Below are 24,960 nucleotides of genomic sequence, written 5' to 3' on the forward strand. Positions count from 1 at the left end.
GTTGACACGAACGGCGTTCGCGACTAGAAACGGCGTTCGTCAGGACGAACGACGTTCGACGCTGCGAGGGGGACCGAGGATGACGGTGTTGGTGGTGGGAGGCGGCCTGTCTGGGCTGTCGACGGCGATGTTCATGGCGCTGCACGGAGCGCCACCACTGCTGGTGGAGCGGCACCCGACGACATCGCTGCACCCGAAGGCGAGGGGCCAGTTCCCGCACGTCATGGAGGCGCTGCGGGTGGCGGGAGTGGACGAGCAGGTGCGGTCCGCGTCGACGGACGGGCAGTTCCGGATCACCAGGGCGGTGAGCCTGAACGGACCGGTGCTGCAGGAGATCATGGCGGAGTCGCCGGACTTCAGCGCGCTGTCGCAGGCACCCTGGGCGGACGTGAGCCAGGAGCGGATGGAGCCGATCCTGGCCGACAGGGCCCGGCAGCTGGGGGCGGACCTGCGCTTCGGCACGGAGCTGGTGTCGTTCGAGCAGCACGACCGGGGCGTGACGGCCGTGATCAGAAACCTCGAAACCGAGGAAGAAGAGACGGTCGAGGTCGACTACATGGTGGCGGCGGACGGTCACCGGAGCCCGATCCGGCACGCGCTGGGCATCGAGCTGATCGGTCGGGGCGTGCTCGGCGAGGGGACGGGCACGCTGTTCGAGGCGGATCTGGAACAGAAGCAGTTCCTCTGCTACCTGCTCAACCCGGACCTCCCGGGCGGAGCGGGGGTGCTGGTCAGCACGGACGTCCCGGGCCGGTACGCGGTGGGCGTGTCGAACACGGACGGCCCGAAGGACTGGGTGCGGATCATCCGCACGGCGACGGGCATCCCGGACCTGGAGCCGAAGGTCCTGGACCTGCGCCACGGCAGCTCCCAGACCAGGCACGGCGTGGCGGAGCGCTTCAGCGACAACCGGATCTTCCTGGTCGGGGACGCGGCCAGGATGATGCCACCGACGGGGGCTTTCGGCGGCAACACGGCGATCATGGACGGCTTCGGCATCGCCTGGAAGCTGGCGATGGTCACCAGGGGCGAGGCGGGTCCGGGCCTGCTGGCGAGCCACGACCCGGAGCGCCGGCCGTACTCGAAGATCCTGGCGGACCAGCAGTTCCTGCTGTTCACCCAGCGCAGCCGGCCGGACCTGGCGAACGACCCGACGCTGCCGGAGCCGGTGTCGCCGGTGAGCGCGCTGTTCTTCGGCTACCGCCAGCTCGGCGGGGCGGTCATCACGGAGCCGGGCGATCCGGGCGACCTGCTGGAGGATCCGGAGCGGCCGACGGGCCGGCCGGGGGTCCGGGCGCCGTACGTCAGGCTGGCCAACGGGTCGACAACCGACCTGCTCGGCCGGGGATTTGTTCTGCTCACGGGCAATCCCGCGTACCAGGACACGGCCCTGCCGATCGAGGTGCACGTGATCGACGAGCCGGAGTTCTTCACCAGGTACGGAATCTCGCCCGAAGGGGCGGCGCTGGTCCGGCCGGACTTCGTGATCGCCTGGCGCAGCGTCGGCGCGGCATCCCCGGCAGAGCTGGAAAGGGCCTGGCGCACGGTGCTTGACTTGCGGGCATGACCCGACGTGTGCCCCGCTGGCGGGAACTCCGGCCCCTGTTGCAACCCCGCGGCCTGGAGCTGGATCCCGTCAAGCGGGCGCACACGCTGTCCGATCTCCGCGCGGCGGCCGGGAAAAGGGTGCCCAAGGCGGTCTTCGACTACGTCGAGGGCGGGGCGGACGACGAGATCAGCCTGCGCCGCAACCGTTCCGCCTTCGACCGGGTCGAGTTCAGCCCGCAGGTGCTGGTGGGCGGCGACATCGACACCGGCACGACGATCCTCGGCGAGCCGGCGGAACTCCCCCTCGTGCTCGCTCCCACGGGCTACACCCGCATGATGCATCACGCCGGCGAGCCGGCGGTCGCGCAGGCCGCCGCCGAGGCGGGTATCCCGTACGCACTGTCCACAATGGGCACAACCGCGCCGGAAGACCTCCATGGCGACAACCTGTGGTTCCAGCTCTACGTCTGGCGGGATCGCGGCTTCACCAAGGACATGGTCGGCCGGGCCAGGGACGCCGGATTCAGGGCGTTGGTGCTGACCGTGGACACGCCCGTGCCGGGCAACCGGGTCCGGGACATCCGCAACGGCCTGACGCTGCCGCCCCGGCTGAGCCTGAGCACCCTGCTGGACGGCGCGACGAAGCCGCGCTGGTGGTGGAACCTGCTCACCACCGAGCCGCTCCGGTTCGCGTCGTTCGACGGCGACGGCTCGCTGGCTCCGTCGGACATCGGCGCGAAGATGTTCGACCGCGACGTGACGTGGACGGATCTGGCCTGGCTGCGGGAAGTCTGGGACGGCCCGCTGGTGATCAAGGGCATCCAGAGCGTGCGGGACGCGAAGAAGGCGGCGGAGGTCGCCGCCGATGCGGTGGTGCTGTCCAACCACGGCGGCCGGCAGCTGGACCGCGGCCCGGCGCCGCTGGAACTGGTCCAGCCGGTCGCGGACGAGGTCGGCGACCGGCTGGAGGTGTTCGTGGACGGCGGCATCCGCACCGGCGGCGACATCGCGGCGGCGGTCGGCCTCGGTGCGAAAGCCTGCCTGATCGGGCGGCCCTACCTGTACGGCCTGATGACGGGCGGCGAAAGGGGCGTGACCAAGGTGATCTCCATCCTCCGCGAGGAACTGGAGCGCACGATGCGGCTGGTGGGGGCGAACGCGATCACCGATCTGGACCGGTCGCGGGTCAGGCTCCGGGCTTAGCCTGGACGGCGTGCTGATCGACGACCTCCACGCCGTCCTCCCGCCGGACCGTGTCGTGACCGATCCGGACGTGCTCCGCGGCTACGCCCACGACGAGGCGGAATGGGCCCCGCACGGGTTGCCGGCGGCGATGGTGCGGCCGCGCGGCGCGGAGGACGTCCAGGCGACGGTGAGAACGTGCATCCGGCGCGGCGTCCCGCTGGTCACGAGGGGCGCGGGCACCGGGCTGTCGGGCGGGGCGAACGCGGTCGAGGGCTGTGTGCTGCTGGCGATGGACCAGCTGAACCGGATCCGGGAAATCGACCCGGTGGAGCGGCTGGCGGTGGTGGAACCGGGCGTGGTCAACGACGATCTGCGGGCGGCCTGCGCCGAGCAGAACCTGTGGTACCCACCGGATCCGGCCAGTTCGCCGTGGTCGACGATCGGCGGCAACGTGGCGACGAACGCCGGCGGCGTGTGCTGCGTGAAGTACGGCGTGACCCGCGACTACGTGCTGGGCATGCAGGTCGTGACCGGCACGGGCGAGATCGTCCGGCTGGGCAGGCGAACCGCGAAGGGGGTCGCGGGCTACGACCTGGCGGGCCTGATGGTCGGGAGTGAGGGCACGCTCGGCGTGATCACGGAGATCACCGTGCGGCTGCGCGCGAAGCGGGCGGCCGAGCGGACCGTGGCCGGCTACTTCGACTCGATCGTGGCGGCCGGCGAGGCCGCGGCGGCGGTTGTCGCGTCGGGGGTCGTGCCGTCGGCGCTGGAGCTGGTCGACCGGCACTGCCTCAAGGCCGTCGACGCGTGGAAGAACATGGGGCTGTCGGCGGAGGCGAACGTGGTGCTGCTCGGCCGCACGGACACGCCCGGCGACACGGAGGCGGCGACCGTGCTGGGCTGCTTCGAGCAGGCCGGCGCGACCTGGGCGGCGATGTCCACCGACCAGGAGGAGGCGGACGCCCTGTTCGCGGCCCGCCGGCTGGCCTACCCGGCGCTGGAGCGGCTCGGCCCGGTGCTCACCGAGGACGTGTGCGTGCCGACCAACAAGATCGCCGAGATGCTGGGCCGGATCGAGGCGGCCGCGCAGAAGCACGACACGGTGATCGCGAACGTGGCGCATGTCGGCGACGGCAACCTGCACCCGCTGCTGATCACGCCGCTCGACGACGACAACGCCCGAAAGCGCGCCCAGGCGGCGTTCGAGGACATCGTCAACGACGCCCTCGCGCTCGGCGGCACCGTGACCGGCGAGCACGGCGTCGGCCTGCTCAAGCGGCCGGGCCTGGTGAAGGAGCTGAGCCCGGCGGTGCTGGAGATGCACCGGGCGGTGAAGACGGCCCTCGACCCGCACGGAATTCTCAACCCGGGCAAGGTGTTCGCGTCGTGACCGTGATCAGCGCACCGAGACCGGACGACCCCGGCCGGGGCCGTCCGGTCCGTCGGCTGATCAGCCCTTGACGGTCGTCGTCGGGTAGGCCGGCGACGACACCGGCCCGGACACCGTCGTCCGCGTCGTCTGCGGCGCGGAGACAGTGGTCTGCGGCACGGACACGGTGGTGGTCGCCGGGGCGGACCGCGTGGTCTCCGTGACCTGCGGGGCGGACACCGTGGTCTGCGGGGCCGACACCGACGTCGTCACCGGCGACGACGCCGTCGGGGAGACGGTGCTGGACGGGGCCGGCGACGTGGTCACGGTCGTCGACACCGGCGAGGTGGTCGTGGTCGGCGCGCCGCCGGAGGCCGAGGTCGCCGCCATGGCGACCGTGCCGGCCCCCAGCACGCCGACGGTGACCGCCGCCGCCACGATGGCCTTCCGGGACCGCAGCACAGCGGGGATACGCATGGGGTGTCCTCTCGATCAACGGATCTGACACCACTTCCATGCGGCCCGCGCCGGATCTGTTGCAGCGGCCGGCAGAAAAGTCTCAGTTCGACGTGGTCGTCTCGGTCGTGGTCATCGGCGAGCTGCTGACCTGCGAATGCGTGGTGACGGTCATCTGCGGTGATGTGACCGTCGACGGCGGCGAGACGGTGACCGTCGACGACGTGGTCACGGGCGCGGCCGGCGGCACCTGCGCCGGCCCCGACTCGCCGTGCTGCAGCAGCACGATGCTGATCACCGCGACCGCCAGCACAGCGGCGGCGGTCAACAACGGCGCGTAGCGACGAACCGGCCGGCGGGCCTCGGCGCGGGCCCGGATCGCGGGCCCGGACAGGGACGAGTGCACCCGGTCGGCGCGGGCCGCGAGCATCCGCCGCAGCTCGTCCTCCTCGTCACTCATGGCCCCGCCCCCTGACGCCCCTCTGGACCCGCTCCGGAGTGCCCAGCACCGACCGCAGCGCGGCGAGGCCCCGGCTGACGTGCGCCCGCACGGTCGCCTCGCGACAGCCCAGCAACGAGGCGATCTCCGCGTCGGTGAGGTCCTCGTAATAACGCAGCACGACCGCCGCTCGTTGCTGCCGGGGCAGTTTTCGCAGCTCACGCCCCAGGCGCTCGTCCGGCTCGTCCCAGCCCAGTTCGACGCTCGCCGACTCGGGCACCTCGGGAACCGACCGGATGTGCCGGGTGCTCCAGCGCCGCCGCCACGACAGGAACTCGTTGGTCACGGCTCGCCGCACGTAGGCGTAGCGGGAGCCGTCCAGCGTCTCCCAGCGCGGGTAGACCCGGACCAGCACCTCCTGCACCAGGTCCTCGGCCTCGCCCTGGCCACCGGACAGCAGCGTGGCGTAGCGGACCAGCGCCTGCTGGTGGGAGTGCACGAACTCGTCGAAGGACTGGTCCATCGAACGGCTAGACGCCTATCCCGGCCCACGAGTTGCTCACAGCTCGTCCATCGCCTTGTAGATCCGCTTCTCGGAGACCGGGTACGCGGTGCCCAGGGTCTGCGCGAAGTAGCTCACCCGCAGTTCCTGGATCATCCAGCCGATGTTGCGCAGCGGCTCCCCCACCGGCTCGCCCGGCGGCACGGCGTCGAGCAGTGCCCGGTACTCGGCGGTGATCTCGGCGATCTCCTCGGTGCGCTGCACGTCCCGCTGCGGGTTCTCGGGCAGCTTCTCCAGCCGCCGCTCGATCGCCTTGAGGTAGCGCTCCACGTCCGGCAGCCGCTGGTAGCCGGTCTCCGCGGCGAAATCGGCGTGCACGAGGCCGCGGAGCTGGGCCCGGATGTCGGCGACGGAGGCGTCCGGGGCGAACTTCGCCGCCGCCAGCTGCCGCTCAACGGCCTGCGCGGCGTTCAGCACCCGACGCACCCGGTTCACCACGTCCAGCACCGTCTCGTTCAGGCCGGCCCGGGCCCGGACCAGCAGCTTCTCGAAGCCGGCCTGGTCGAAGGCGGGGCCGCCGCCGTCGGCGACGAGCTTGTCCACGGCCGTCGCGATGCAGTCGTTGAGCAGCGCGGGCACGCCGCCGTGCGGATTGCGGCTCAGCGTCAGCTTGGCGTCGTTGCTGAGGCTGCGGACGATCAGCTTCACCGGGGACGGAAGCTGGAGCAGCAGCAGGCGCCGGGTGCCCAGGGCCATCGCCGCCCGCTGTTGGGCGGCGCTGTCCAGCAGCTTCACGTCCACGTGGTCGCCGCGGTCGACCAGCGACGGATAGGTGGTCACCTCGTAGCCGGTGACGGCCTGCCGGTGCGTGCGCGGCAACGTGCCGAAGTCCCAGCTGGTCAGGCCCGTGCGCTCGATGTCGTTGGGCGCGGCCGACAGCGCGGCGCGCATGGTCGCCCGCAGGTCCTCCTTGATCGCCGCCAGGTCCTTGCCCTCGGCCAGGGTGCGGTCCCGCTCGTCGACCACGTGGAAGGTGGTCTTGAGATGCTCGGGCACCTGGTCCAGCTGCCAGGCCTCGCGCGGGATCGTCACGCCGGACAGCGTGCGCAGCTCGCGCTCGACGGCCTCCAGCACGTGCTGGTCGTCCGCCCCGATCCGGTCGACCACGGCCTTGGCGAAGGTCGGGGCCGGCACGAAGTTGCGGCGGATCTGCTTGGGCAGCGACTTGATCAGCGACGTGACGAGTTCCAGCCGCAGGCCGGGGATCTGCCACGCCAGGCCGTCGCCGTCGACCTGGCCGAGCACCGGCAGCGGCACCCGGACGGTCACGCCGTCGTCACGACGGCCCGGCTCGAACCGATAGGTCAGCGGCAGCTGCACTCCGCCCTGCGTCCAGTGGTCCGGGTAGTCGGCCTCGGTGATCCCACCGGCGTTGTCGTTGACCAGCATGTCCGGGTCGAACGTGAGCAGGTCGGGCTGCTCGCGGCGGGTCTTGCGCCACCACGTGTCGAAGTGCCGCACCGACACGACCTCGGCGCCGATCCGCTTGTCGTAGAAGTCGAACAGGGTCTCGTCGTCGACCTTGATGTCACGCCGGCGGACCCGGTCCTCCAACTTCTCCACGTTCTCCAGCAGCTGCCGGTTGTGGTGGAAGAACCGGTGGTTGGTGCGCCACTCGCCGTCGACGAGGGCGTGCCGGATGAACAGCTCCCGGCTCACCTCGGGGTCGATCCGGCCGTAGTTGACGCGGCGCGCGGCGACGATGGGCAGGCCGTACAGGGTGACCTTCTCGGTGGCGATCACCGCGCCCTGCCTGGCTTCCCAGTGCGGCTCGCTGTAGTTGCGCTTGACCAGGTGCGCGCCGAGCTTCTCGGCCCACTCCGGCTCGATCTTGGCCACCACCCGGGCCCACAGCCGGGACGTCTCCACGAGCTCGGCCGCCATCACCCACTGCGGCTGCTGCCGGGACAGCGCCGAGCCGGGGAAGATCGCGAACTTCGCGCCGCGGGCGCCGAGGTACTCGGTGGGTCCCTTGCGCGGAACGCCCTTCGTGATGACGTCCTTCATGCCCAGGTGCGACAGCAGTCCGGCGAGCAGCGACAGGTGGATGCCCTTGGTGTCGATCTCGCCGCCGTTCACGGACACGCCCTGGCCCTTGACCACCTGGCGCAGCTGCGAATAGATGTCCTGCCACTCCCGGACCCGCAGGTAGTTCAGGAACTCGGCGCGGCACATCTTGCGGAACTGGTTGGAGGACAGCTCCTTCTGCTGCTCCCGCAGGTAGTTCCACAGGTTCAGGAAGCTGATGAAGTCGCTGTCGGGGTCGCGGAACCGGGCGTGCTGCTGCTGAGCCTGCTCCTGCTGCTCAGTGGGACGCTCGCGTGGGTCCTGAATGGACAGCGCGGCGGCGATCACCATGACCTCGCGCACGCAGCCGTTCTCCTCGGCGGCCACGACCATCCGCGCCAGCCGCGGGTCGACGGGAAGCTGCGAGAGGCGGCGGCCGATGGTCGTCAGCTTGCCGTTCTCCAGCGCGCCGAGTTCCTGCAGCAGGCCGATGCCGTCGTTGATGTTGCGGCGGTCCGGCGGGTCGATGAACGGGAACGCGGCGATGTCGCCCAGGCCGGCCGCCACCATCTGCAGGATGACGGAGGCGAGGTTGGTGCGCAGGATCTCGGCGTCGGTGAACTCCGGCCGGCTGAGGAAGTCCTCTTCGGAGTAGAGCCGGATGCAGATGCCCTCGGAGACGCGGCCGCAGCGGCCCTTGCGCTGGTTGGCCGAGGCCTGCGAGATGGGCTCGATCGGCAGCCGTTGCACCTTGAGCCGGTGGCTGTAGCGGGAGATGCGGGCGTTGCCCGGGTCGATCACGTACTTGATGCCGGGAACCGTGAGCGAGGTCTCGGCGACGTTGGTGGCCAACACGATCCGCCGGCCGGTGTGCCGCTGGAACACCCGGTGCTGCTCGCCGACGGACAGCCGGGCGTACAGCGGCAGGATCTCGGTGTTCCTGAGGTCCTGTTTGGACAGTGCGTCGGCGGTGTCGCGGATCTCCCGCTCGCCGGACAGGAACACCAGGATGTCGCCGGGGCCCTCGGCGCACAGCTCGTCGACGGCGTCGGCGATCGCCTGCACCTGGTCGCGGTCCGGGTCGGCGTCCGGGTCCTCGGGGTCGACGACCGGGCGGTAGCGGGTCTCCACCGGGTAGGTGCGGCCGGAGACCTCGACGATCGGCGCGTCGCCGAAGTGCCGGGAGAACCGCTCCGGGTCGATGGTGGCGGAGGTGATGATCACCTTGAGATCGGGGCGGCGCGGCAGCAGCTGCTTGACGTAGCCGAGGATGAAGTCGATGTTGAGGCTGCGCTCGTGCGCCTCGTCGATGATCAGCGTGTCGTAGCGGGACAGCAGCCGGTCGCTCTGGATCTCGGCCAGCAGGATGCCGTCGGTCATCAGCTTGACCAGCGTGTCGTCGCCGACCTGGTCGGTGAACCGGACCTTGTAGCCGACGACCTTGCCCAGCTCGGTGTGCAGCTCCTCGGCGACCCGCTCGGCGACCGTGCGGGCGGCCAGCCGCCGCGGCTGGGTGTGGCCGATCACACCGCGCACGCCGCGGCCCAGCTCCAGGCAGATCTTGGGCAGCTGGGTGGTCTTGCCCGAGCCGGTCTCGCCGGCCACGATCACGACCTGGTGGTCCCGGATCACGTCCAGGATGTCCTGCCGGCGCTGGCTGACCGGCAGCTCCTCCGGGTAGCTGATGCGCGGCACCGCCGCGACGCGCGCCGCCAGCTTCGCCTGCGCGGCCAGCACCTCCTCGTCGATGCGGGCCAGCGCGGCGCGGCGTTTCGCCTCGTCACGGATCTTGCGGGTGCCGTCGATGCGCCGACGCAGCCGATGCTCGTCGCGCAGCATCAGCTGGGGCAGTTCGATGTGGGCAGCAGTCACCGGTAGCGATCCCATTTGACTTCGCAGCGTAGCCACCCGCGGTTCGGACACGCGCGTGGTTTTCTCCCCTCCCAGTCTAGGTGACCGGCGGGCCTGCCATGATCTGTCGGTGCCGCATCCCGACTGCACGCTGCTCCGCTCGCTGAACACGGCCATCGACGACGGCCTGCGCGCCGCGCTCGGCGAAGCCAGACGGGTCTCCCTGGTGCACTTTCCCGACCCCGACTCCCCCGGCGATCCGGCCGGGTGGCTGGGCACCCGGATCGCGCTGCGCCGGCTGGGCGTGCGGGTGGCGTACCAGTGCCTCGGGGAGACGCTGGCCGAGGACGCCGTCGAGGGGCCGCTGCTGCTGGCCGGCGGGGTCGAGGTTCGGCGGCCGGACGTACCGGTCGTGCGCCTCGCCGACCTGAAGGTGCCGCATCTCGCCCTGGCGCTGGGCGCGTTACCGCGGCTGGGCACCGTGGACGTCGACGTGCTGTGGCACTGCTCCGAGGGCACGCCGCCGCCGGAGGTGAGCAGCCGGGTCGTCACCTGGGACTCGCCGGAGCCGGGCTACACCCCCAGGCAGCGCGTCACCGCCAAGGCCAACGCCGAGTTGCGCGCCCGGGCCTGCCGCGACCCCGAGTTCGCCCGGCGGACCTGGCGGGCGCTGTCCGCGACGTTCGTTCCCCTGGCCAAGGCCCACGTCCAGCACGCGTTGACCGTGCTCGGCGGCGGCCGCGTGCTCGTCACCGACGACCTCCACGGGCACCTGCTGGCGTTGCTGGCCGGGATCCCGCACGTCGTGCTCGGGGAACTGCCCGGCGGCGTGCCGGAGAGCTCCCTCGTGCGGACCGCCGACGACGTGACCTCGGCCCGTGAGCTGGCGTTGGAGCTGCTCTAGGCTCGTGCGGCCAGGTCGTAGGCGGCTTCGGACCAGTCCGGGAAGTCGAACTCGAAGCCGGCTCGGGTGAGTTCTCCGGGGACCACGCGCCGGCTCTTGAGCAGCAGTTCGGTGTCGCTACGGAGCGCGAACGCCCCGATCTCGGCCATCCACTTCGTCGCCGGCAGGCCGATCAGCCGTCCGCTCGCAGCGCGCAGGGTGCGCATGAAGTCCCTGTGCGGCAACGGGCTCGGCGCGGCGAGGTTGACCGGACCGGTCAGTTCGATTGCGAGCAGGAACTCGACCGCGCGCACGAAGTCGTGCTCGTGGATCCAGGAGACGTACTGCCGCCCGCCCGCCACCGGGCCGCCAAGGCCGAGCCGCGCCAACCGTCGCAGCACGTCGAAGGCGCCGCCGTGGTCGGGGCTCATCACGATCGCCGTGCGCAGCGCCACCTTGCGGGTGTTCGGCGTGTCGGCCGCGCGCTGCGCCTCCTCCCACGCCTTCGCGATCCGGACGCTGTACTCCCAGTACCGTGGGACGCCCGGTTCGTTGCCGCCGATGATCCCCGTGGCCTCGTCGTTGGCGACGTCGAAGCTGTGGGCGTAGATCGTCGCCGTGCTCATCTGCAGCCACGTCCTCGGCGGGTTGCTCGCCCGCTCGATCGCCACGGCCACCGCCCGCGTCGAGTCGACCCGGGAGTTCATCATCTCCCGCAGGTTCGCCGCCGTGTACCGGCAGCTCACGCTGCGTCCGGCCAGGTTGATCACCGCGTCGGCCCCGTCCAGCTCCGCCGCCCAGGGCCCCTGGGTGCGCCCGTCCCACCACACGTGGCCCGGCCGTCGGCTCAGCACCACCACCTCGTGGCCCTTGTCCCGCAGCGTCCGGCCCAGGAACCCGCCGATGTGGCCCGTCCCGCCGGGCAGCACGATCTTCACGAACCCAAACTACTCTAGTTCTGACTAGAAGAGTTGTGGTTTCCAGCAAGACTGGCAGGGATTCGGGTTCGGGTAGCCCTCCGCCGGCAGGTCGAACCTCCTCACCACGTCTCCGTCAGCTCGGGGCCAGGATGAAGCCTCCGTCGACGGTGAGCACGGCGCCGGTGACGAAACCGTTCTCCATGAGGTACAGGTTCGTCGCGGCGATCTGATCCGCCTCGCCGATCGCCTTGGTCAGCGTTCGTTCCGTGAACGTGGCGACCATCGCGTCGAGTTGCGGCTGCGGAATGCCGTCCCACATCGGCGTGTGGACCGGGCCCGGGCGGACCGTGTTGACGCGGATCGGGGCCAGATCGACGGCCAGGCCACGGGCCAATCCCTCGATGGCGGCGACCGAGGCGGCCGCGAGCGCCGCACCGGGCGTCGGGCGGACGCCGATGATCCCGGATGTCAGCACGATGGAACCGCCCGGCCTGATGCGGGGCGCCGCGTGTTTGACCGCGGCGACCACACCCCAGAAGCGGACGTCGAACAGGCGCCGGGCCTCATCGAGCGGCAGGTTCGGCAACGGCCGCTGATCCGGCGTGTCACCCGCGGTGTACACGAGGTGATCCAGGGCGCCGACACGCTCGAACAGGGCGGCGACGTCCGCCTCGTCGCGCGCGTCGGTGACGAACCCGTCGCAGGTGTCCGGCAGTTCGGCCAGAGCCGCATCCAGCCGCACCGCTCGGCTCGACGCGATCGTGACGGACGCGCCCGCCGCCGTCGCGGCACGGGCCGTTGCCAGCCCCATACCCGAACTGCCGCCGATGACGACGATGCGTCGGCCAGCCAGAGACATGATCCATCCTCCTGAAGCGGAGCCGTTGTGATGACCCAGTGAGACATCACCATAGCAGTGATGGCTCAGTGAGTCATCACTGCTACGATCGCGGCATGCCGCGGTGGGACCCGAGAGCTCAGGACCGGCTTCGTGCCGCCGCGCTGGAGCTGTTCGTCGAGCACGGGTACGAGAACACCACCGTCACGCAGATCACCGAACGGGCCGGCCTGACCCGTCGCACGTTCTCCCGCTACTTCACCGACAAGCGCGATGTGCTGTTCGCCGGCTCGGAGCAGCTCCCCGGCGCTGTGTCCGACGCCGTCCGGCGCGCCGACGCCGCGCTCCCGCCCTTCCAGGCACTGCTCGCCGCCCTGGTCGACACCGGCGCACTGTTCGCCGACCTGGTTCCGCACGCGGCCCAACGACGCGCGGTCATCGCGTCCAGCCCCGAACTGCAGGAACGCGAGCGAACCAAGCTGGCGGCCGTCACCGAAGCGCTGGCCGAAGCACTACGGCAACGCGGCGCCGCCGCATCGAGAGCGAAACTGCTCGCGCAGGTCGGCATCGCCGTCTTCCAGACCGCGTTCGAGCGGTGGACCGACCAGCCCGAACAGGCGGACTTCGCGGCGCGTGTCCACGAGGTCGCAACCGAGCTCGCCGCCAGCCTGGACCCTGCCGCCGGATCCGCCACGCAGCCGGCGAACCCCTAGCCTCCGCGCATCCGGAAGGTGCTCTGCACACCGGAGCAGCCGAACTGGAACGCTTCGGGCTGACGGTGGCCGGAAGCGGCCGAAGGCTGTGGTTGGACGACCCCCAGCACGCCGTTCACTGTTGATTTCCTGGCCGGCGGACAGTCCTTTCGGATGGGGTTCGGTCGTGCGGGGGCCGGTAGCGTCGGATGCCACCTGTTCGTAACCCTGCGACGAGCGGACATCATCCATGCGAGCAAGCATTTTCCGGCGCGTGGGCGCCGGTCTGGTGGCATGCACGGCGGTCGTGCTGATGGCGACGCCGGCCCAGGCGGCAGTGGCGACGCCGATGGCGGCAAAGAGCACCACGGACGTGGCGGGCGTGCAGCGCGGAGACGCGGTGCGGCAGAGCACGGCGGCGCAGAAGGAGTCGTTCCTGACGGCGCACGAGGGACTGCTGGGCCGCAGGCTGAGCGGCCACGCGGTGCAGGCGCCGGCGACGATCCACCCGTCGGCGGGCACCGCGTTCATCAACATGGGGAACAACCAGGGTGCGTTCGCGGCGCAGAGCGTGAGCACGGCCGTGCACCCGACCAACAGCGGCACGACGATCTACACGCCGACGCTGTACCCGGCGGGCGGGTCGTGCATCGAGGTGACGACGGTCTACACGAAGTCCACGCAGGCGGTGGAGGCGTGGGACTGGTGCAACCACATCGACTTCGAGGCCTCGGTGGCGATCAACTCGTCGTTCATCAGCAAGTACACCAGCGGCGGCGCCTACACGACGGAGATCCTGAAGACGGGCGGCAACACCTGGGTGGCCTACCTCTACAACTACACCACCAAGGCGTACGACAAGCTCTACACCTCCTCGGGCAACACGCAGGCCGGCACGACCGGCTGGGACGTCAATGAGCTGTACTCGGAGCTGCAGAGCAACGGCCAGAGCTACGCCTGCGCGGACATGGCGGGCAAGACGTTCTCGGCCGACAACATCCAGGTGAACCTGGGCGGCACCTGGCAGGCGGCGGCCCCCGGCAACTCGGACACCCGCTTCGACTCGGGCAACGCGGCGTTCGACTGCTCCAGCCGCACCTACACGATGGTCACCAAGTACAACCACTGGCAGGTCGTGGGCTGACGTGTCGAGGCCCGGCGCGAATACCCGGTTGCGCCGGGCCACCACAATGACGGGGAGATGAGCGAAAGACTTCGAACGATCGCCCGCGAGACCGTCGCGATCTGCGATCGGGGCTGGTACGAGACCGCGGCCGGCCGAACCGGGATCCACGTCAACCCGGCGAGCACGACCCTCCACCTGCCGGACGAACCCCTCGACCTGCCCGAGCAGCGGGACGAACTTCCCCACGTCGAGATCACGAACGAGTCGACGCTGCAGGCGGCACGCCGCACTCGAGGCGCGGCCCTGGTGTTCGCCTCGGCCCGGAACCCGGGCGGCGGCTTCCTGAACGGAGCGCAGGCGCAGGAGGAAAGCATCGCCCGCTGCTCGGCGCTGTATCCGTATCTGCAGGCGGCGCAAGGCTTCTACGCCCACCACCGGGCGGACCCGGACCTCACCTACAGCGACCGGGTCATCCACTCCCCCGACGTTCCGGTGTTCCGCGACGACCAGGGCGCGCTGCTGACCGCGCCGTACTCGGTCTCGTTCCTCACGGCCGCGGCGCCGAACCGAGGGGCCGTCGTACGCAACCAACCCGAACGCGCCCACAGCATCCCCGCGATCCTGCACCGCCGGGCGGTCCGCGTGCTGCAGGTCGCCGCCAACCACGGCCACCGGCGGCTCGTGCTGGGCGCCTGGGGCTGCGGCGTTTTCGGCAACGACCCCGCCACCGTTTCGCGGGCATTCCGGGCGGCGATCGACGAGAATCGGTACTTCGAGCACATCGTCTTCGCGGTCCTCGGGGCACCGAACCTGGCCGCCTTCACGGAAAGCTTCCGATGACCGACCTCGCCCGCACGATCGCGGCCGCCGCACTGGGCCGCGACCCCGGCCCCCTGACCGCGACCGACAGTCTGTCCCACGACGTCTACCTGGGCGCGGACGTCGTGGTGAAGATCGCCGACGGCCACACCCGCCTGAGCCGGGAGATCGCCCTCGCACCGCATCTGCCCGCCGGCATCACGGCCCCGCTGCTGGCCAGCGGCGCGCACGATGCCGTCCGCTACGCCTGCTACACCCGCGTGCCGGGCCAGCCTCCCGACATGAACGCCGTCGAAGCCAAGACCGCGCGGGCACTGGCCGAGCAGGCGATCCAGCGGCTCGACCGCCTGCACGACTGGACGCCGCCGGCCGAAGCCCTGCCGACGCTGCGGGAAACCCTCGACCACGGCGGCTTCACCACCCAAGAGGCGCTGCACGAAGAGATCGACCGCCTCAGCCGTCACGAAGTGCCGCGGCACCTGCTCGACGGTCTGACCGCGATAGCCAAGGACGCGCCGCCGCGGGCCAAGACCACGGTCCCCGTGCACGCCGACTGCCACTGGGACAACTGGCTCGTCGACGGTGACGCCGTGACGGCGCTGCTGGACTTCGAGTGGGCCCGCTTCGGCGAGCCGCTGGACGACTGGGTCTTCGTGATCCGCTTCAGCGGCCCGCACATGGTCGACGTCCTCGACCTCGTCGCCGAGGCCACGGCGCTGTCCAAGGACGTGCTCCGCCGGGAATGCGAGCTGCGGGAGGCCAACTTCCTCGCCGCCGACCTCCGCATCGCCCTTGAGACGAACCCGAAGATGGCCGCCGGCAACATCCGCGACCTGGAGGAGATCATCGTCGGCCGCTACTGGTGGCGCAGCAGCAGCGCGTAGAGGGTCAGCCCGGGACCGAAGGCCAGCAGCACGACGTGTCCCCGAACCGGCAGCAGCCGCTGCAGCACGAGCAGCACCGTCGCCGAGGAGCAGTTGCCGTGTTCGGCCAGCACGGCGCGAGAGGCGTCGAGGGCGTCGGCGGGCAGCTTCAACTCCTCCTCCACGGTCTCCAGGATCCGCGGCCCGCCGGGATGCACCGCCCACCCGGCGACCTCGGTGACGCCGTTGCGCCGGAGCAGCCCCTCGACGGCGGGCCGGAGGTGCAGGGCGAGGACGTCGGGCACCTTGGGCGACAGGCCCATCCGAAACCCGAGGTCGGTGACGTCCCAGGTCATGTGGTCGGGCGTGCCGGGATCGGTCAGGGCCACGAGGTCGACGACCTCCAAACCGGCGCCGGGAGCGAGCACGGTGGCGACGGCGGCGTCACTGAACAGGGCGTGGGCGACGATCTGGTCCCGCGAGATGCCGGCGGGCTGGACGTGCAGCGAGGTGAGCTCCACGTTGAGCAGCACGGCCGGGCGGGCATGGGCGGCGACGTAGTCGGCCACCGCGCCCAAGGCGGGAATCGCGGCGTAGCAGCCCATGTGCCCGAACACGAGTCGCCGCAGCTCAGCGGGCATCCCGAGCTCGGCGGCCACGTGCACGTCCACCCCCGGGCTGACGTAGCCGGTGCACGAGGCGACGGCGAACAGGCCGACCTCCGACGCGGCGATGCCTGCCTGATCCAGAGCGTCCGACACGGCGGCGGACCCCAGCGGCACGGCCTCGACGGCGTAGCGGCGCATCCGCTGCCCGGTCGACCACCCCGACACGTCCTCGACCAGCGGATTCAGCACGGCATGGCGGCGCACTACCCCCGAGTTGGCGAAGATGCGGGCGCCGAAGCCGGGCGAGTCGACGTGCTGCCGGAAGTACCCGTCCCACAGCTCCTGCTGCGACACGGCGGCCGGTAGCGCCCGGCCCATGCCGGCGATGGTCACGGCGGTCATCCCGCCTCCTTAATCCCCCGGCCCCTGGAACACGCCCCAACCCTGGAACAACACCGCCGTCGACGCCGACGGCACCATCTCCACCCTGCCCCTCCGGCGCGGCAGCCACCGGACGAGCTGCGGCACGGATGGACGAATACCCCGTAACGAGAGCCGCACACCGGCCTCCGCGCACAGCCGGACCAGGCGTTCGCGGTTCACGAACAGCGCCGGGTCGTGGATGCCCCGCGGCACCAGGCCCGGCACCCGCTCCGCGACGGTGACGGCGAGGAAGCGGGCCAGGGCGGTGTCGGCGAGGGTGTCCAACACCAGCCGTCCACCCGGTCGGAGCAGCCGGCACGCCTGCGCCACGGCGGCGTCCAGGTCGGCCACGTGCTCCAGGATCTCCCCCGCGACGACGACGTCGGCGCACCCGTCACCCAAAGGTAGGTGAAGCACGTCACCCTTGATCGGCACGATGCCGTGTGCCCGGGCCTGCCGCAGGGCGCTGTCGACGACGTCGACGCCGATGTGGGTGTATCCGCGCGCGGCCACGTGCGGCGCGAGCAGCCCGCCGCCGCAGCCGAGATCGACGAGCAACGCCCCAGGTCGCTCCGCGAGTGGCACAAGCGCTCCCCGGGCGGCCGCGAGCCAGTGCAGCATCGCGAACGCCCCGTCCGGCAGCCACCACTGCCCGGCGAGCCGGTCGTACTGCGCCGTGTCGTTGCGCACAGCCCCACACTTCCACTTTCGTGGTTCAGTGGCCCACCACGCGCCCGGATGATTTGATCGTTCGGCACATGTTGGAAGGAGCGGCAATGCGTCCGTGGCCGGGCACCTCCTACCCGCTCGGCGCCTCGTACGACGGCGCCGGCACGAACTTCGCGTTGTTCTCGGAGGTTGCTGAGTTCGTCGATCTGTGTCTGTTCGAGGCGGACGGCACGGAGACCGTGGTGCGACTGCCGGAGGTGGACGGTTTCGTGCACCACGGCTACCTGCCGGGCATCGGCCCCGGGCAGCGCTACGGCTACCGCGTGCACGGGCCGTACGATCCGGCCAACGGCCTGCGCTGCAATCCGAACAAGCTGCTCATCGACCCGTACGCGAAGGCCGTGGACGGCGGCGTCGACTGGGACGAGTCGCTGTTCGGCTACCGGTTCGACAACCCGGACGAGCGCAACGACGCCGACTCGGCGCCGCACCTGCCCAAGTCGGTGGTGATCAACCCCTTCTTCGACTGGGCCGACGACCGCCGGCCACGCACCCCGTACCACGAGACCGTGATCTACGAGGCGCACGTCCGGGGCACCACGATCAACCACCCGTTCATCCCCGAGGACCTGCGCGGCACCTACTCGGGCCTGGCCCACCCGGTGATGATCGAGCACTTCACCCGGCTCGGGGTGACGGCGGTCGAGCTGATGCCGGTGCACCAGTTCGTCGACGACCACCACCTCACCCAGCGTGGCCTGAGCAACTACTGGGGTTACAACACGATCGCCTTCCTGGCCCCGCACAACCGGTACGCCTCGCAGGGCGCGCTGGGCAACCAGGTGCAGGAGTTCAAGGCGATGGTGCGGTCGCTGCACGACGCCGGCATCGAGGTCATCCTCGACGTGGTCTACAACCACACCGCCGAGGGCAACCACATGGGCCCGACGCTGTCCATGCGCGGCATCGACAACGCCGCGTACTACCGGCTGGTCGACGACGACCCCCGCTACTACATGGACTACACCGGCACCGGCAACTCGCTCAACGCGCGCAACCCGCACACGCTGCAGCTGATCATGGACTCGCTGCGGTACTGGGTGACCGAGATGCACGTGGACGGTTTCCGCTTCGATCTGGCGGCTACCCTGGCCCGTGAGTTCTACGACGTTGATCGACTGTCGGCCTTCTTCGACATCGTGCAGCAGGACCCGGTGGTCAGTCAGGTGAAGCTGATCGCGGAGCCGTGGGACGTCGGTCCCGGTGGCTATCAGGTGGGCAACTTCCCTCCCCTGTGGACGGAGTGGAACGGCCAGTTCCGGGACACCGTGCGGGACTTCTGGCGCGGCGAGGCCGGCACGCTCGGCGAGTTCGCCTCGCGCATCACCGGCTCCTCCGACCTGTACCAGGACGACGGCCGGCGGCCGTTCGCCTCGATCAACTTCGTCACCGCGCACGACGGTTTCACCCTCAACGACCTGGTGTCGTACAACGACAAGCACAACGAGGCCAACGGCGAGGGCGGCAACGACGGGGCCAACGACAACCGGTCCTGGAACTGCGGCGCGGAGGGTCCGACCGAGGACCCGGCGGTGCTGGCGCTGCGGGCCAAGCAGCGGCGCAACTTCCTGGCCACCCTGTTCCTGTCCCAGGGCGTGCCGATGCTGCTGCACGGCGACGAGATGGGCCGGACCCAGCACGGCAACAACAACGTGTACTGCCAGGACAACGAGACGTCCTGGATCGACTGGTCGCTGGCCAAGGACAACGCCGACCTGATCGAGTTCACCGGGCGGCTGGCCGCGCTGCGGGCCGAGCACCCGGTGTTCCGGCGGCGCAAGTTCTTCCAGGGCCGGCCGCTGCGCCGGGGCGACGACCGGCGGGACATCGCCTGGTTCGCGCCGTCGGGCGAGGAGATGACCGAGGCCGACTGGGACACCGACTTCGGCCGCTGCGTCAGCGTCTTCCTCAACGGCGACGCGATGGACGAGCTGGACCGGCGGGGCGAGTGGGTCACCGACGACTCGTTCCTGCTGTGCTTCAACGCCCACTACGAAGAGGTCGACTTCCGGATCCCGGACGGCGAGTACGGCAGCAACTGGCGGGTCGTGGTGGACACGTCGGTCGAGTCGAACGCGGAGCCGGCCACCGAACTGGAGGGCGGCTCCATGCTGCCGGTGCCGGCCCGGTCGCTGGTCGTCCTGCAGCGGAGTTCCGAATGATTCCCTCGTCCACGTACCGGATCCAGTTCGGGCCCGGCATGGGTTTCGCGCGGGCCAAGCAGATCGCGGGCTACCTGCAACGGCTCGGTGTCGGCGCGCTGTACGCGTCGCCGCTGCTGCAGGCGACGCCCGGTTCCACGCACGGCTACGACGTCACCGACCCGACGGCGACATCGGCCGGGCTCGGCGGCGAGGTCGGGCGGCAGGCGCTGCACGACCGGCTGCGCGAGCTGGGCCTGGGCTTCGTCGTCGACATCGTGCCCAACCACGTGGGCATCTCGGTGCCGCAGGCCAACCCGTGGTGGTGGGACGTGCTGCGCTACGGGCGGGAGTCCGAGCACGCCGCCAAGTTCGACATCGACTGGTCGCGCGGGCCGCTGATGGTGCCGATCCTCGGCGACGAGCACGGCCTGGAGGAGCTGCGCCTGGAGGGCGACCGGCTCGTCTACTACGAGCAGATGTTCCCGGTGGCGCCGGGAACCGGGGGCGGCACGCCGCAGGAGGTGCACGAGCGCCAGCACTATCGGCTGGTGCACTGGCGGACCGCCAACACCGACCTCAACTACCGGCGGTTCTTCGACATCAACACGCTGGCGGCGGTGCGCGTCGAGGATCCGGAGGTCTTCGATGCGACGCACCGGCACGTGCTGAGCTGGGGCGTCGACGGCCTGCGTATCGACCACCCGGACGGCCTCTCGGACCCGGGCGGGTACCTGCGCCGGCTGCGGGATGCCGCGCCGGACACGTGGATCGTGGCGGAGAAGATCCTCGCCGTCGGCGAGTCGCTGCCGGTGTCGTGGCCGGTCGCCGGCACCACCGGGTACGACGCGCTGCGCGAGATCTGCGGCGTGTTCATCGACCCGGCCGGTGAGCCGGAGAGCCCGGAATCGTTGCGGGAGCTGGAGAGGCAGTGCCGGCTCAACGTCGCGAGGACGCTGCTGCGGGCGGAGGTGCGGCGGATCAACGCGCTGCTGCCGTTCGACGACGAGGATGCCGTCATCGAGCTCCTGTCGTCGTTCCCGGTGTACCGCAGCTACCTGCCGGAGGGCCGCGACTCGCTGGAGCAGGCGGCCGAGGCGTCGCCGCGGGCGGCGGAGATCGCCGAGCTGATGCTGGCCGATCCGCACGGTGAGCTGGCGACCCGCGTGCAGCAGACGTCCGGCATGGTGATGGCCAAGGGCGTCGAGGACACGGCCTTCTACCGCTACAACCGGTTCGTGGCGCTGAACGAGGTCGGCAGCGACCCGGAGCGGTTCGGCGTGTCGCCGACCGAGTTCCACGTCGCCATGCAGGCCCGCGCGGCCGGCGCGCCGGAGACGATGACGGCACTGTCCACTCACGACACCAAGCGGGCCGAGGACGTCCGGGCCCGGCTGGCTGTGCTGTCCGAAGTGGACTTCGAGACGCCGTATCGCCGCTGGTCCCAGCAGAAGCCGCTGCCGGAGGAGTCGCTGACCCGGCTGGGCTGGCAGACGCTCGTCGGGGCGTACCCGATCAGCGGCGACCGGCTGCGGGACTACCTGGCCAAGGCGGCCAAGGAGGCCAAGCTGGTCACCTCGTGGGTGGACTCGAATCCGGAGGCCGACAAGGCGATCGCGGCCTGGCCGGAGGACGTGTTCGGCGACGCCGCGCTGATGGCCGAGGTCACCGGGTTCGTCGAGCGGATCACGCCGGCGGGCTGGTCGAACTCGCTGGGGCAGAAGCTGCTGCAGCTGGCCGGACCGGGCGTGCCGGACGTGTACCAGGGCACCGAGCTGTGGGACTTCTCGCTGGTGGACCCGGACAACCGGCGGCCGGTGGACTTCGAGCAGCGGGCCGCCCTGCTGGCCCGGATCGACGACGGCTGGCTGCCCGAGATCGACGAGTCCGGCGCGGCCAAGCTGCTGGTCACGTCCCGCGTGCTGCGGCTGCGCCGGGAACGGCCCGAGCTGTTCACGGGCTACCGTCCGGTGCCGGCGCAGGGCCCGGCCGCCGACCACGCGCTGGCGTTCGCGCGGGGGGACCGACTTGTCGCAGTGTGCACGAGGTTGCCGATCGGCCTGGCGTCCGCCGGCGGTTGGCGGGATACCGTGTTGCCGCTGCCCGCCGGGGAGTGGACGGACGTGATCACCGGGCGACCGGTGTCGCATGCTCCCCTGCTGTCCGAGCTGTTGTCCCCGTATCCGGTTGCCTTGGTGGTGCGTTCGTGACCGAGTTCGCCGTGTGGGCCCCGAACCGTTCCCGGGTTCGCGTCCACAATGGACCGTCCGTGCACGAGATGGCGCGCGGCGAGGACGGCTGGTGGCGGGCCGAGGTGCCCGACGCCGCACCGGACTACGCCTTCCAGCTGGACGACGAGCCGGCGGAGCTGCCCGACCCGCGCTCCCGCTGGCAGCCCGACGGCGTGCACGCGCGATCCCGTCGCTACGACCACGACGAGTTCCGGTGGACCGATGCCGGCTGGACGGGCCGGCAGCTGCCCGGCGGGATCGTGTACGAGCTGCACATCGGCACGTTCACGCCCGAGGGCACCTTCGACGCGGCCATCGGCCGGCTGGACCACCTCGTCGAGCTCGGCATCGACTTCGTGGAAGTGTTGCCAATCAACGCTTTCGACGGCCCGCACGGCTGGGGGTACGACGGCGTGCTGTGGTACGCGGCGCACGACCCGTACGGTGGTCCCGACGGGTTCAAGCGGTTCGTCGACGCCTGTCACAACCGCGGCCTGGCCGTGCTGCTCGACGTCGTCTACAACCACCTCGGGCCGTCCGGCGCCTACCTCGACCGGTTCGGGCCGTACTTCGCCGGCGAGACGATCTGGGGCCCGACCCTGAATCTCGACGGCCCGCAGTCCGACGAGGTCCGTCGGTACGTCATCGACAACGCGTTGAGCTGGCTGCGCGACTTCCACGTCGACGGCCTGCGGCTCGACGCCGTGCACGCGCTGGCCGACCGGCGGGCGACGCATCTGCTCGAGGAGCTGTCGTCCGAAGTGGACGCTCTTTCCGCGCACGTCCGGCGGCCGCTCACACTCATCGCCGAATCGGACCTGAACGACCCGAAGCTCGTCACGCCGCGGGAGGCCGGCGGCTACGGCCTGCACGCCCAGTGGAGCGACGACCTGCACCACTGCCTGCACTCCACGCTGTCCGGCGAAACCCAGGGCTACTACGGCGACTTCGGCTCACTGCAAGCGCTTGCGGCCACGCTGACCGGGGTCTTCTTCCACGCCGGCACGTGGTCGTCGTTCCGCGGCCGGCACCACGGCCGCCCGGTGAACACGCTCACCACGCCGGGCCACCGCTTCCTGGCGTACCTGCAGAACCACGACCAGATCGGCAACCGCGCCACCGGCGACCGGCTGTCCGCGACGGTGTCCCCCGGCCTGCTGGCCTGCGGGGCGGCGATCGTGCTGTGCTCCCCGTACACGCCGATGATCTTCATGGGCGAGGAGTGGGCGGCGTCGACGCCGTGGCAGTTCTTCGCCTCGTTCCCGGACCCGAAGCTGGCCGACGCCGTCCGCACCGGCCGCCGGTCCGAGTTCGCCGAGCACGGCTGGGCCGAGCAGGACGTGCCGGACCCGATGGATCCCGCCACCTTCGAGCGGTCCAAGCTGCGCTGGGACGAGGTCGGCGACACCGGCCACGGCGAGGTGCTGGCCACCTACCGGGCGCTGATCGCGCTGCGCCGCAGCCGTCCCGAACTGTCCGATCCCCGGCTGCACCGGCTGTCCGTCGACGTCGACGAGGACCGCCGCATCGTCACGCTGCACCGCGGTGGCCTGCGGGTGGTCTGCAATCTCGGCGGCGAGCACGCGGACGTCCCGGGGACCGTGCTGTTCAGCTCGAAGTCCCCGGGCGCGCCCGAATCGGTGACGGTGGTCGAGGGGGATTAGCTGGCGCGGGACTTGACGCGCCTCCTGGTCGCGGAGATCACGGCGCGGCGCTCGTTCTCGCCCATGCCGCCCCAGATGCCGTACGGCTCCTGGACCTGGATCGCGTGTCGCAGGCATTCGGCGCGCACCGGGCAGGAGTGGCAGATCCGCTTCGCGTTGGCCTCCCGCTGCTGTCGCGCGGAGCCGCGTTCGCTGTCAGGATGGAAGAAGACAGCGCTGTTGGCGCCCCGGCAGGCGCCGAGGCGCTGCCAGTCCCAGTTCTCCGAGACCGGAATGGGTAGCCGGTGCACGTCGGCCATGTGCGCCTCCTGGAAAGTACTCGTCGTCCGCCCTCTGGTACCCGAACGCGAAGTACCCAAACCCCCGGGTTTGACGATCTCCCCCGACCGGGTATCCGGCACCCGTGGACGAGGTGAGATTCGGCCCCGAACTGCTCGACCGGCTGCTCGCGCACCTGGTCGAGCGTGTGCCCGGCTGCGACGGAGCCGGCGTGAGCACGAACTCGCGAAGCCTGCGCGCGATCGGCACGGCCGTGGACCGCGACCCCGAGCAGTGGCGACGCGGCGACGGCCCGGTGGTGGCCGCCGCGACCGGCGAGGAGACCCTGGTCGAGGCGCTGCCGGACGGCGTGAGTTGGATCACGGCGGTGCCGGGCAGCTGGACCGAGGAGGGCCCGTCGGTGCTCTCGGTCTACACCGACCACGAGCCCAAGGAGGACGACCTCCGGGTCATCGACCAGGTCGAGCCCCTGCTGGCCACGGCGACCGCGGTCATCGAGTTCTGCGCCGACGAGGTGCTGCGCGCCGACCAGATGGTGGAGATGGTGCAGAACCGCCGGCTCATCGAGCAGGCGAAGGGCCTGGTGATGGGCCGGCTGCGGTGCGACTCCGGGGCGGCGTTCCGCGCGCTGGTGCGGTCCAGCCAGCACTTCAACGTGAAGTTACGGGATCTGTCGGCGGCGCTGGTCGAGGTCGTCGGCGGCGCGCCCGTCGGCGACCAGGAGCCGGACACCGGCCCGACCACCGTGCCGCCGCCGGCCGCCGTGCAGGCCGCCCGCATGACGTGGCAGGCGCTCGGCAGGGACGGATGATCACCGGCGTGGCCGGCTTGTGCCGCCGGCAAGCGCTCCGTACGGTGTCGAGCGCAGCGGTTGAGCAAGCAGCCGCCGCCTCTTCGTCGGTGCCGCGATCCCGACAGTTACTCCTTTCCGCGACGCGTGAGGACAGTGGCCTGAACGTGACCGAGAACAGCAGCGCTCTCCCGATCGACGTGGTGGTGGACCGCCCCGCCCCGGGTGTGGCCGTCGCCACCGTCAGCGGGGAGGTGGACATGCTCACCGCGCCGAGCCTGCGCGCCGTCGTGACGGCGGAGCTGGACGACTGCACGGTGTTCGTGCTCGACCTGTCCGGGGTCAGCTTCCTCGGCTCGGCCGGGCTGGCCGTGCTGGTGGAGGCCTCGCACGAGGCGCAGCGGCGGCAGGTGGAGCTACGCCTGGTCGCCAATGGCCGGTCGGTGCGCCGGCCGCTGGAGATCACCGGGCTGACTGAGGTGTTGACCACGTTTCCCACCCGGGACGACGCGGTCGGCGCGCCCGGCTGAGCGGTTG

General features: G+C 70.9%; 22 protein-coding genes. 13 read left to right on the forward strand and 9 right to left on the reverse strand.

All coding sequences use genetic code 11. The annotated features are described in order from the left end of the window. Window positions 1–79: 79 nt before the first annotated feature. From BJ998_RS03350 to BJ998_RS03360, 3 genes are read left to right on the forward strand one after another with little or no spacing between them, the layout of a single operon-like run. The gene (locus BJ998_RS03350; RefSeq protein ID WP_184858372.1) at window positions 80–1,567 is read left to right on the forward strand and encodes an FAD-dependent monooxygenase; all 1,488 of its coding nucleotides are present in this window, start codon (window positions 80–82) and stop codon (window positions 1,565–1,567) included. Continuing rightward, window positions 1,564–2,751: an alpha-hydroxy acid oxidase gene (locus BJ998_RS03355; protein WP_184858374.1), complete on the forward strand. Its 1,188-nt coding sequence runs from the start codon at window positions 1,564–1,566 to the stop codon at window positions 2,749–2,751. Before BJ998_RS03350 ends, BJ998_RS03355 begins: the two co-directional genes overlap by 4 nt. 10 nt (window positions 2,752–2,761) lie before the next feature. After that, the gene (locus tag BJ998_RS03360) at window positions 2,762–4,123 is read left to right on the forward strand and encodes an FAD-binding oxidoreductase (protein WP_184858376.1); all 1,362 of its coding nucleotides are present in this window, start codon (window positions 2,762–2,764) and stop codon (window positions 4,121–4,123) included. Between the two features lie 60 nt (window positions 4,124–4,183). Here the strand turns inward: BJ998_RS03360 and BJ998_RS03365 are convergent, their stop codons facing one another. From BJ998_RS03365 to hrpA, 4 genes are all read right to left on the reverse strand, one after another. After that, window positions 4,184–4,579 (reverse strand): superantigen-like protein SSL4, encoded by a 396-nt coding sequence (locus BJ998_RS03365; protein WP_184858378.1) that lies wholly within the window; start codon window positions 4,577–4,579, stop codon window positions 4,184–4,186. Between the two features lie 82 nt (window positions 4,580–4,661). After that, window positions 4,662–5,018, reverse strand: coding sequence for a hypothetical protein (locus tag BJ998_RS03370; RefSeq protein WP_184858379.1), 357 nt, complete (start codon window positions 5,016–5,018; stop codon window positions 4,662–4,664). Next, window positions 5,011–5,520: a SigE family RNA polymerase sigma factor gene (locus BJ998_RS03375; RefSeq protein WP_184858380.1), complete on the reverse strand. Its 510-nt coding sequence runs from the start codon at window positions 5,518–5,520 to the stop codon at window positions 5,011–5,013. Before BJ998_RS03375 ends, BJ998_RS03370 begins: the two co-directional genes overlap by 8 nt. A 36-nt stretch (window positions 5,521–5,556) precedes the next feature. Then, window positions 5,557–9,405: an ATP-dependent RNA helicase HrpA gene (gene hrpA / locus BJ998_RS03380; protein ID WP_221338396.1), complete on the reverse strand. Its 3,849-nt coding sequence runs from the start codon at window positions 9,403–9,405 to the stop codon at window positions 5,557–5,559. Between the two features lie 142 nt (window positions 9,406–9,547). Here hrpA and BJ998_RS03385 point away from each other — a divergent pair, with 142 nt between their 5' ends. Beyond that, the gene (locus tag BJ998_RS03385) at window positions 9,548–10,321 is read left to right on the forward strand and encodes a hypothetical protein (RefSeq protein WP_184858382.1); all 774 of its coding nucleotides are present in this window, start codon (window positions 9,548–9,550) and stop codon (window positions 10,319–10,321) included. Here the strand turns inward: BJ998_RS03385 and BJ998_RS03390 are convergent. Both BJ998_RS03390 and BJ998_RS03395 read right to left on the reverse strand, forming a co-directional pair. Then, window positions 10,318–11,238: a TIGR01777 family oxidoreductase gene (locus BJ998_RS03390; RefSeq protein WP_184858383.1), complete on the reverse strand. Its 921-nt coding sequence runs from the start codon at window positions 11,236–11,238 to the stop codon at window positions 10,318–10,320. The genes BJ998_RS03385 and BJ998_RS03390 overlap by 4 nt on opposite strands. Before the next feature lie 115 nt (window positions 11,239–11,353). Continuing rightward, window positions 11,354–12,079 (reverse strand): SDR family oxidoreductase, encoded by a 726-nt coding sequence (locus BJ998_RS03395; RefSeq protein WP_184858384.1) that lies wholly within the window; start codon window positions 12,077–12,079, stop codon window positions 11,354–11,356. A gap of 95 nt (window positions 12,080–12,174) precedes the next feature. Between BJ998_RS03395 and BJ998_RS03400 the strand changes: the two genes are divergently transcribed. From BJ998_RS03400 to BJ998_RS03415, 4 genes are all read left to right on the forward strand, one after another. Continuing rightward, the gene (locus BJ998_RS03400) at window positions 12,175–12,771 is read left to right on the forward strand and encodes a TetR family transcriptional regulator (protein ID WP_184858385.1); all 597 of its coding nucleotides are present in this window, start codon (window positions 12,175–12,177) and stop codon (window positions 12,769–12,771) included. Between the two features lie 229 nt (window positions 12,772–13,000). Then, on the forward strand, window positions 13,001–13,894 hold the full coding sequence (locus tag BJ998_RS03405; protein WP_184858386.1) for a hypothetical protein: 894 nt from the start codon (window positions 13,001–13,003) through the stop codon (window positions 13,892–13,894). Between the two features lie 57 nt (window positions 13,895–13,951). Beyond that, window positions 13,952–14,716 carry a TIGR02452 family protein gene (locus tag BJ998_RS03410; protein WP_184858388.1) on the forward strand — a complete coding sequence of 255 codons (765 nt, stop codon included), beginning with the start codon at window positions 13,952–13,954 and terminating at the stop codon, window positions 14,714–14,716. Further along, complete coding sequence (locus BJ998_RS03415) at window positions 14,713–15,579, forward strand: phosphotransferase family protein (protein ID WP_184858391.1); 867 nt, start codon at window positions 14,713–14,715, stop codon at window positions 15,577–15,579. The genes BJ998_RS03410 and BJ998_RS03415 overlap by 4 nt, the downstream gene beginning before the upstream one ends. Here the strand turns inward: BJ998_RS03415 and BJ998_RS03420 are convergent. Together BJ998_RS03420 and BJ998_RS03425 are read right to left on the reverse strand one after the other, a co-directional pair. Beyond that, a complete protein-coding gene (locus BJ998_RS03420) occupies window positions 15,552–16,568 on the reverse strand; it encodes a type III polyketide synthase (RefSeq protein ID WP_184858393.1) in 1,017 nt (338 codons plus the stop codon). The two genes, BJ998_RS03415 and BJ998_RS03420, sit on opposite strands and share 28 nt — an antisense overlap. Window positions 16,569–16,577: 9 nt before the next feature. After that, on the reverse strand, window positions 16,578–17,279 hold the full coding sequence (locus tag BJ998_RS03425; protein ID WP_312889901.1) for a methyltransferase domain-containing protein: 702 nt from the start codon (window positions 17,277–17,279) through the stop codon (window positions 16,578–16,580). A gap of 86 nt (window positions 17,280–17,365) precedes the next feature. Here BJ998_RS03425 and glgX point away from each other — a divergent pair, with 86 nt between their 5' ends. The 3 genes from glgX to treZ are packed head-to-tail and all read left to right on the forward strand — an operon-like array spanning window position 17,366 to window position 23,354. Continuing rightward, window positions 17,366–19,480, forward strand: a complete 2,115-nt coding sequence (gene glgX / locus BJ998_RS03430) for a glycogen debranching protein GlgX (RefSeq protein ID WP_184858394.1) — start codon at window positions 17,366–17,368, stop codon at window positions 19,478–19,480. Further along, window positions 19,477–21,669, forward strand: a complete 2,193-nt coding sequence (treY, locus tag BJ998_RS03435; RefSeq protein WP_184858396.1) for a malto-oligosyltrehalose synthase — start codon at window positions 19,477–19,479, stop codon at window positions 21,667–21,669. Before glgX ends, treY begins: the two co-directional genes overlap by 4 nt. Beyond that, window positions 21,666–23,354, forward strand: a complete 1,689-nt coding sequence (gene treZ, locus BJ998_RS03440; protein WP_184858399.1) for a malto-oligosyltrehalose trehalohydrolase — start codon at window positions 21,666–21,668, stop codon at window positions 23,352–23,354. Before treY ends, treZ begins: the two co-directional genes overlap by 4 nt. On the opposite strand, the gene BJ998_RS03445 is transcribed toward treZ, so the two are convergent. Further along, window positions 23,351–23,653, reverse strand: coding sequence for a WhiB family transcriptional regulator (locus tag BJ998_RS03445; RefSeq protein WP_184858401.1), 303 nt, complete (start codon window positions 23,651–23,653; stop codon window positions 23,351–23,353). The genes treZ and BJ998_RS03445 overlap by 4 nt on opposite strands. 104 nt (window positions 23,654–23,757) lie before the next feature. Between BJ998_RS03445 and BJ998_RS48985 the strand changes: the two genes are divergently transcribed. Next, window positions 23,758–24,444 carry an ANTAR domain-containing protein gene (locus tag BJ998_RS48985; RefSeq protein WP_184858403.1) on the forward strand — a complete coding sequence of 229 codons (687 nt, stop codon included), beginning with the start codon at window positions 23,758–23,760 and terminating at the stop codon, window positions 24,442–24,444. Between the two features lie 146 nt (window positions 24,445–24,590). Continuing rightward, a complete protein-coding gene (locus BJ998_RS48465; protein WP_312889902.1) occupies window positions 24,591–24,953 on the forward strand; it encodes an STAS domain-containing protein in 363 nt (120 codons plus the stop codon). Window positions 24,954–24,960: the final 7 nt, after the last annotated feature.

This window comes from Kutzneria kofuensis (genome assembly GCF_014203355.1).
Taxonomy (GTDB): domain Bacteria; phylum Actinomycetota; class Actinomycetes; order Mycobacteriales; family Pseudonocardiaceae; genus Kutzneria; species Kutzneria kofuensis.

What these genes read in the sequence shown, in the direction of transcription:
- BJ998_RS03350 (WP_184858372.1), top strand. Translation starts at nt 80, where the DNA reads ATGACGGTGTTGGTGGTGGGAGGCGGCCTGTCTGGGCTGTCGACGGCG.
- BJ998_RS03355 (WP_184858374.1), top strand. Translation starts at nt 1,564, where the DNA reads ATGACCCGACGTGTGCCCCGCTGGCGGGAACTCCGGCCCCTGTTGCAA.
- BJ998_RS03365 (WP_184858378.1), bottom strand. Translation starts at nt 4,579, where the DNA reads ATGCGTATCCCCGCTGTGCTGCGGTCCCGGAAGGCCATCGTGGCGGCG.
- BJ998_RS03370 (WP_184858379.1), bottom strand. Translation starts at nt 5,018, where the DNA reads ATGAGTGACGAGGAGGACGAGCTGCGGCGGATGCTCGCGGCCCGCGCC.
- BJ998_RS03375 (WP_184858380.1), bottom strand. Translation starts at nt 5,520, where the DNA reads ATGGACCAGTCCTTCGACGAGTTCGTGCACTCCCACCAGCAGGCGCTG.
- hrpA (WP_221338396.1), bottom strand. Translation starts at nt 9,405, where the DNA reads ATGCTGCGCGACGAGCATCGGCTGCGTCGGCGCATCGACGGCACCCGC.
- BJ998_RS03395 (WP_184858384.1), bottom strand. Translation starts at nt 12,079, where the DNA reads ATGTCTCTGGCTGGCCGACGCATCGTCGTCATCGGCGGCAGTTCGGGT.
- BJ998_RS03400 (WP_184858385.1), top strand. Translation starts at nt 12,175, where the DNA reads ATGCCGCGGTGGGACCCGAGAGCTCAGGACCGGCTTCGTGCCGCCGCG.
- BJ998_RS03405 (WP_184858386.1), top strand. Translation starts at nt 13,001, where the DNA reads ATGCGAGCAAGCATTTTCCGGCGCGTGGGCGCCGGTCTGGTGGCATGC.
- BJ998_RS03410 (WP_184858388.1), top strand. Translation starts at nt 13,952, where the DNA reads ATGAGCGAAAGACTTCGAACGATCGCCCGCGAGACCGTCGCGATCTGC.
- BJ998_RS03415 (WP_184858391.1), top strand. Translation starts at nt 14,713, where the DNA reads ATGACCGACCTCGCCCGCACGATCGCGGCCGCCGCACTGGGCCGCGAC.
- BJ998_RS03420 (WP_184858393.1), bottom strand. Translation starts at nt 16,568, where the DNA reads ATGACCGCCGTGACCATCGCCGGCATGGGCCGGGCGCTACCGGCCGCC.
- glgX (WP_184858394.1), top strand. Translation starts at nt 17,366, where the DNA reads ATGCGTCCGTGGCCGGGCACCTCCTACCCGCTCGGCGCCTCGTACGAC.
- treY (WP_184858396.1), top strand. Translation starts at nt 19,477, where the DNA reads ATGATTCCCTCGTCCACGTACCGGATCCAGTTCGGGCCCGGCATGGGT.
- BJ998_RS03445 (WP_184858401.1), bottom strand. Translation starts at nt 23,653, where the DNA reads ATGGCCGACGTGCACCGGCTACCCATTCCGGTCTCGGAGAACTGGGAC.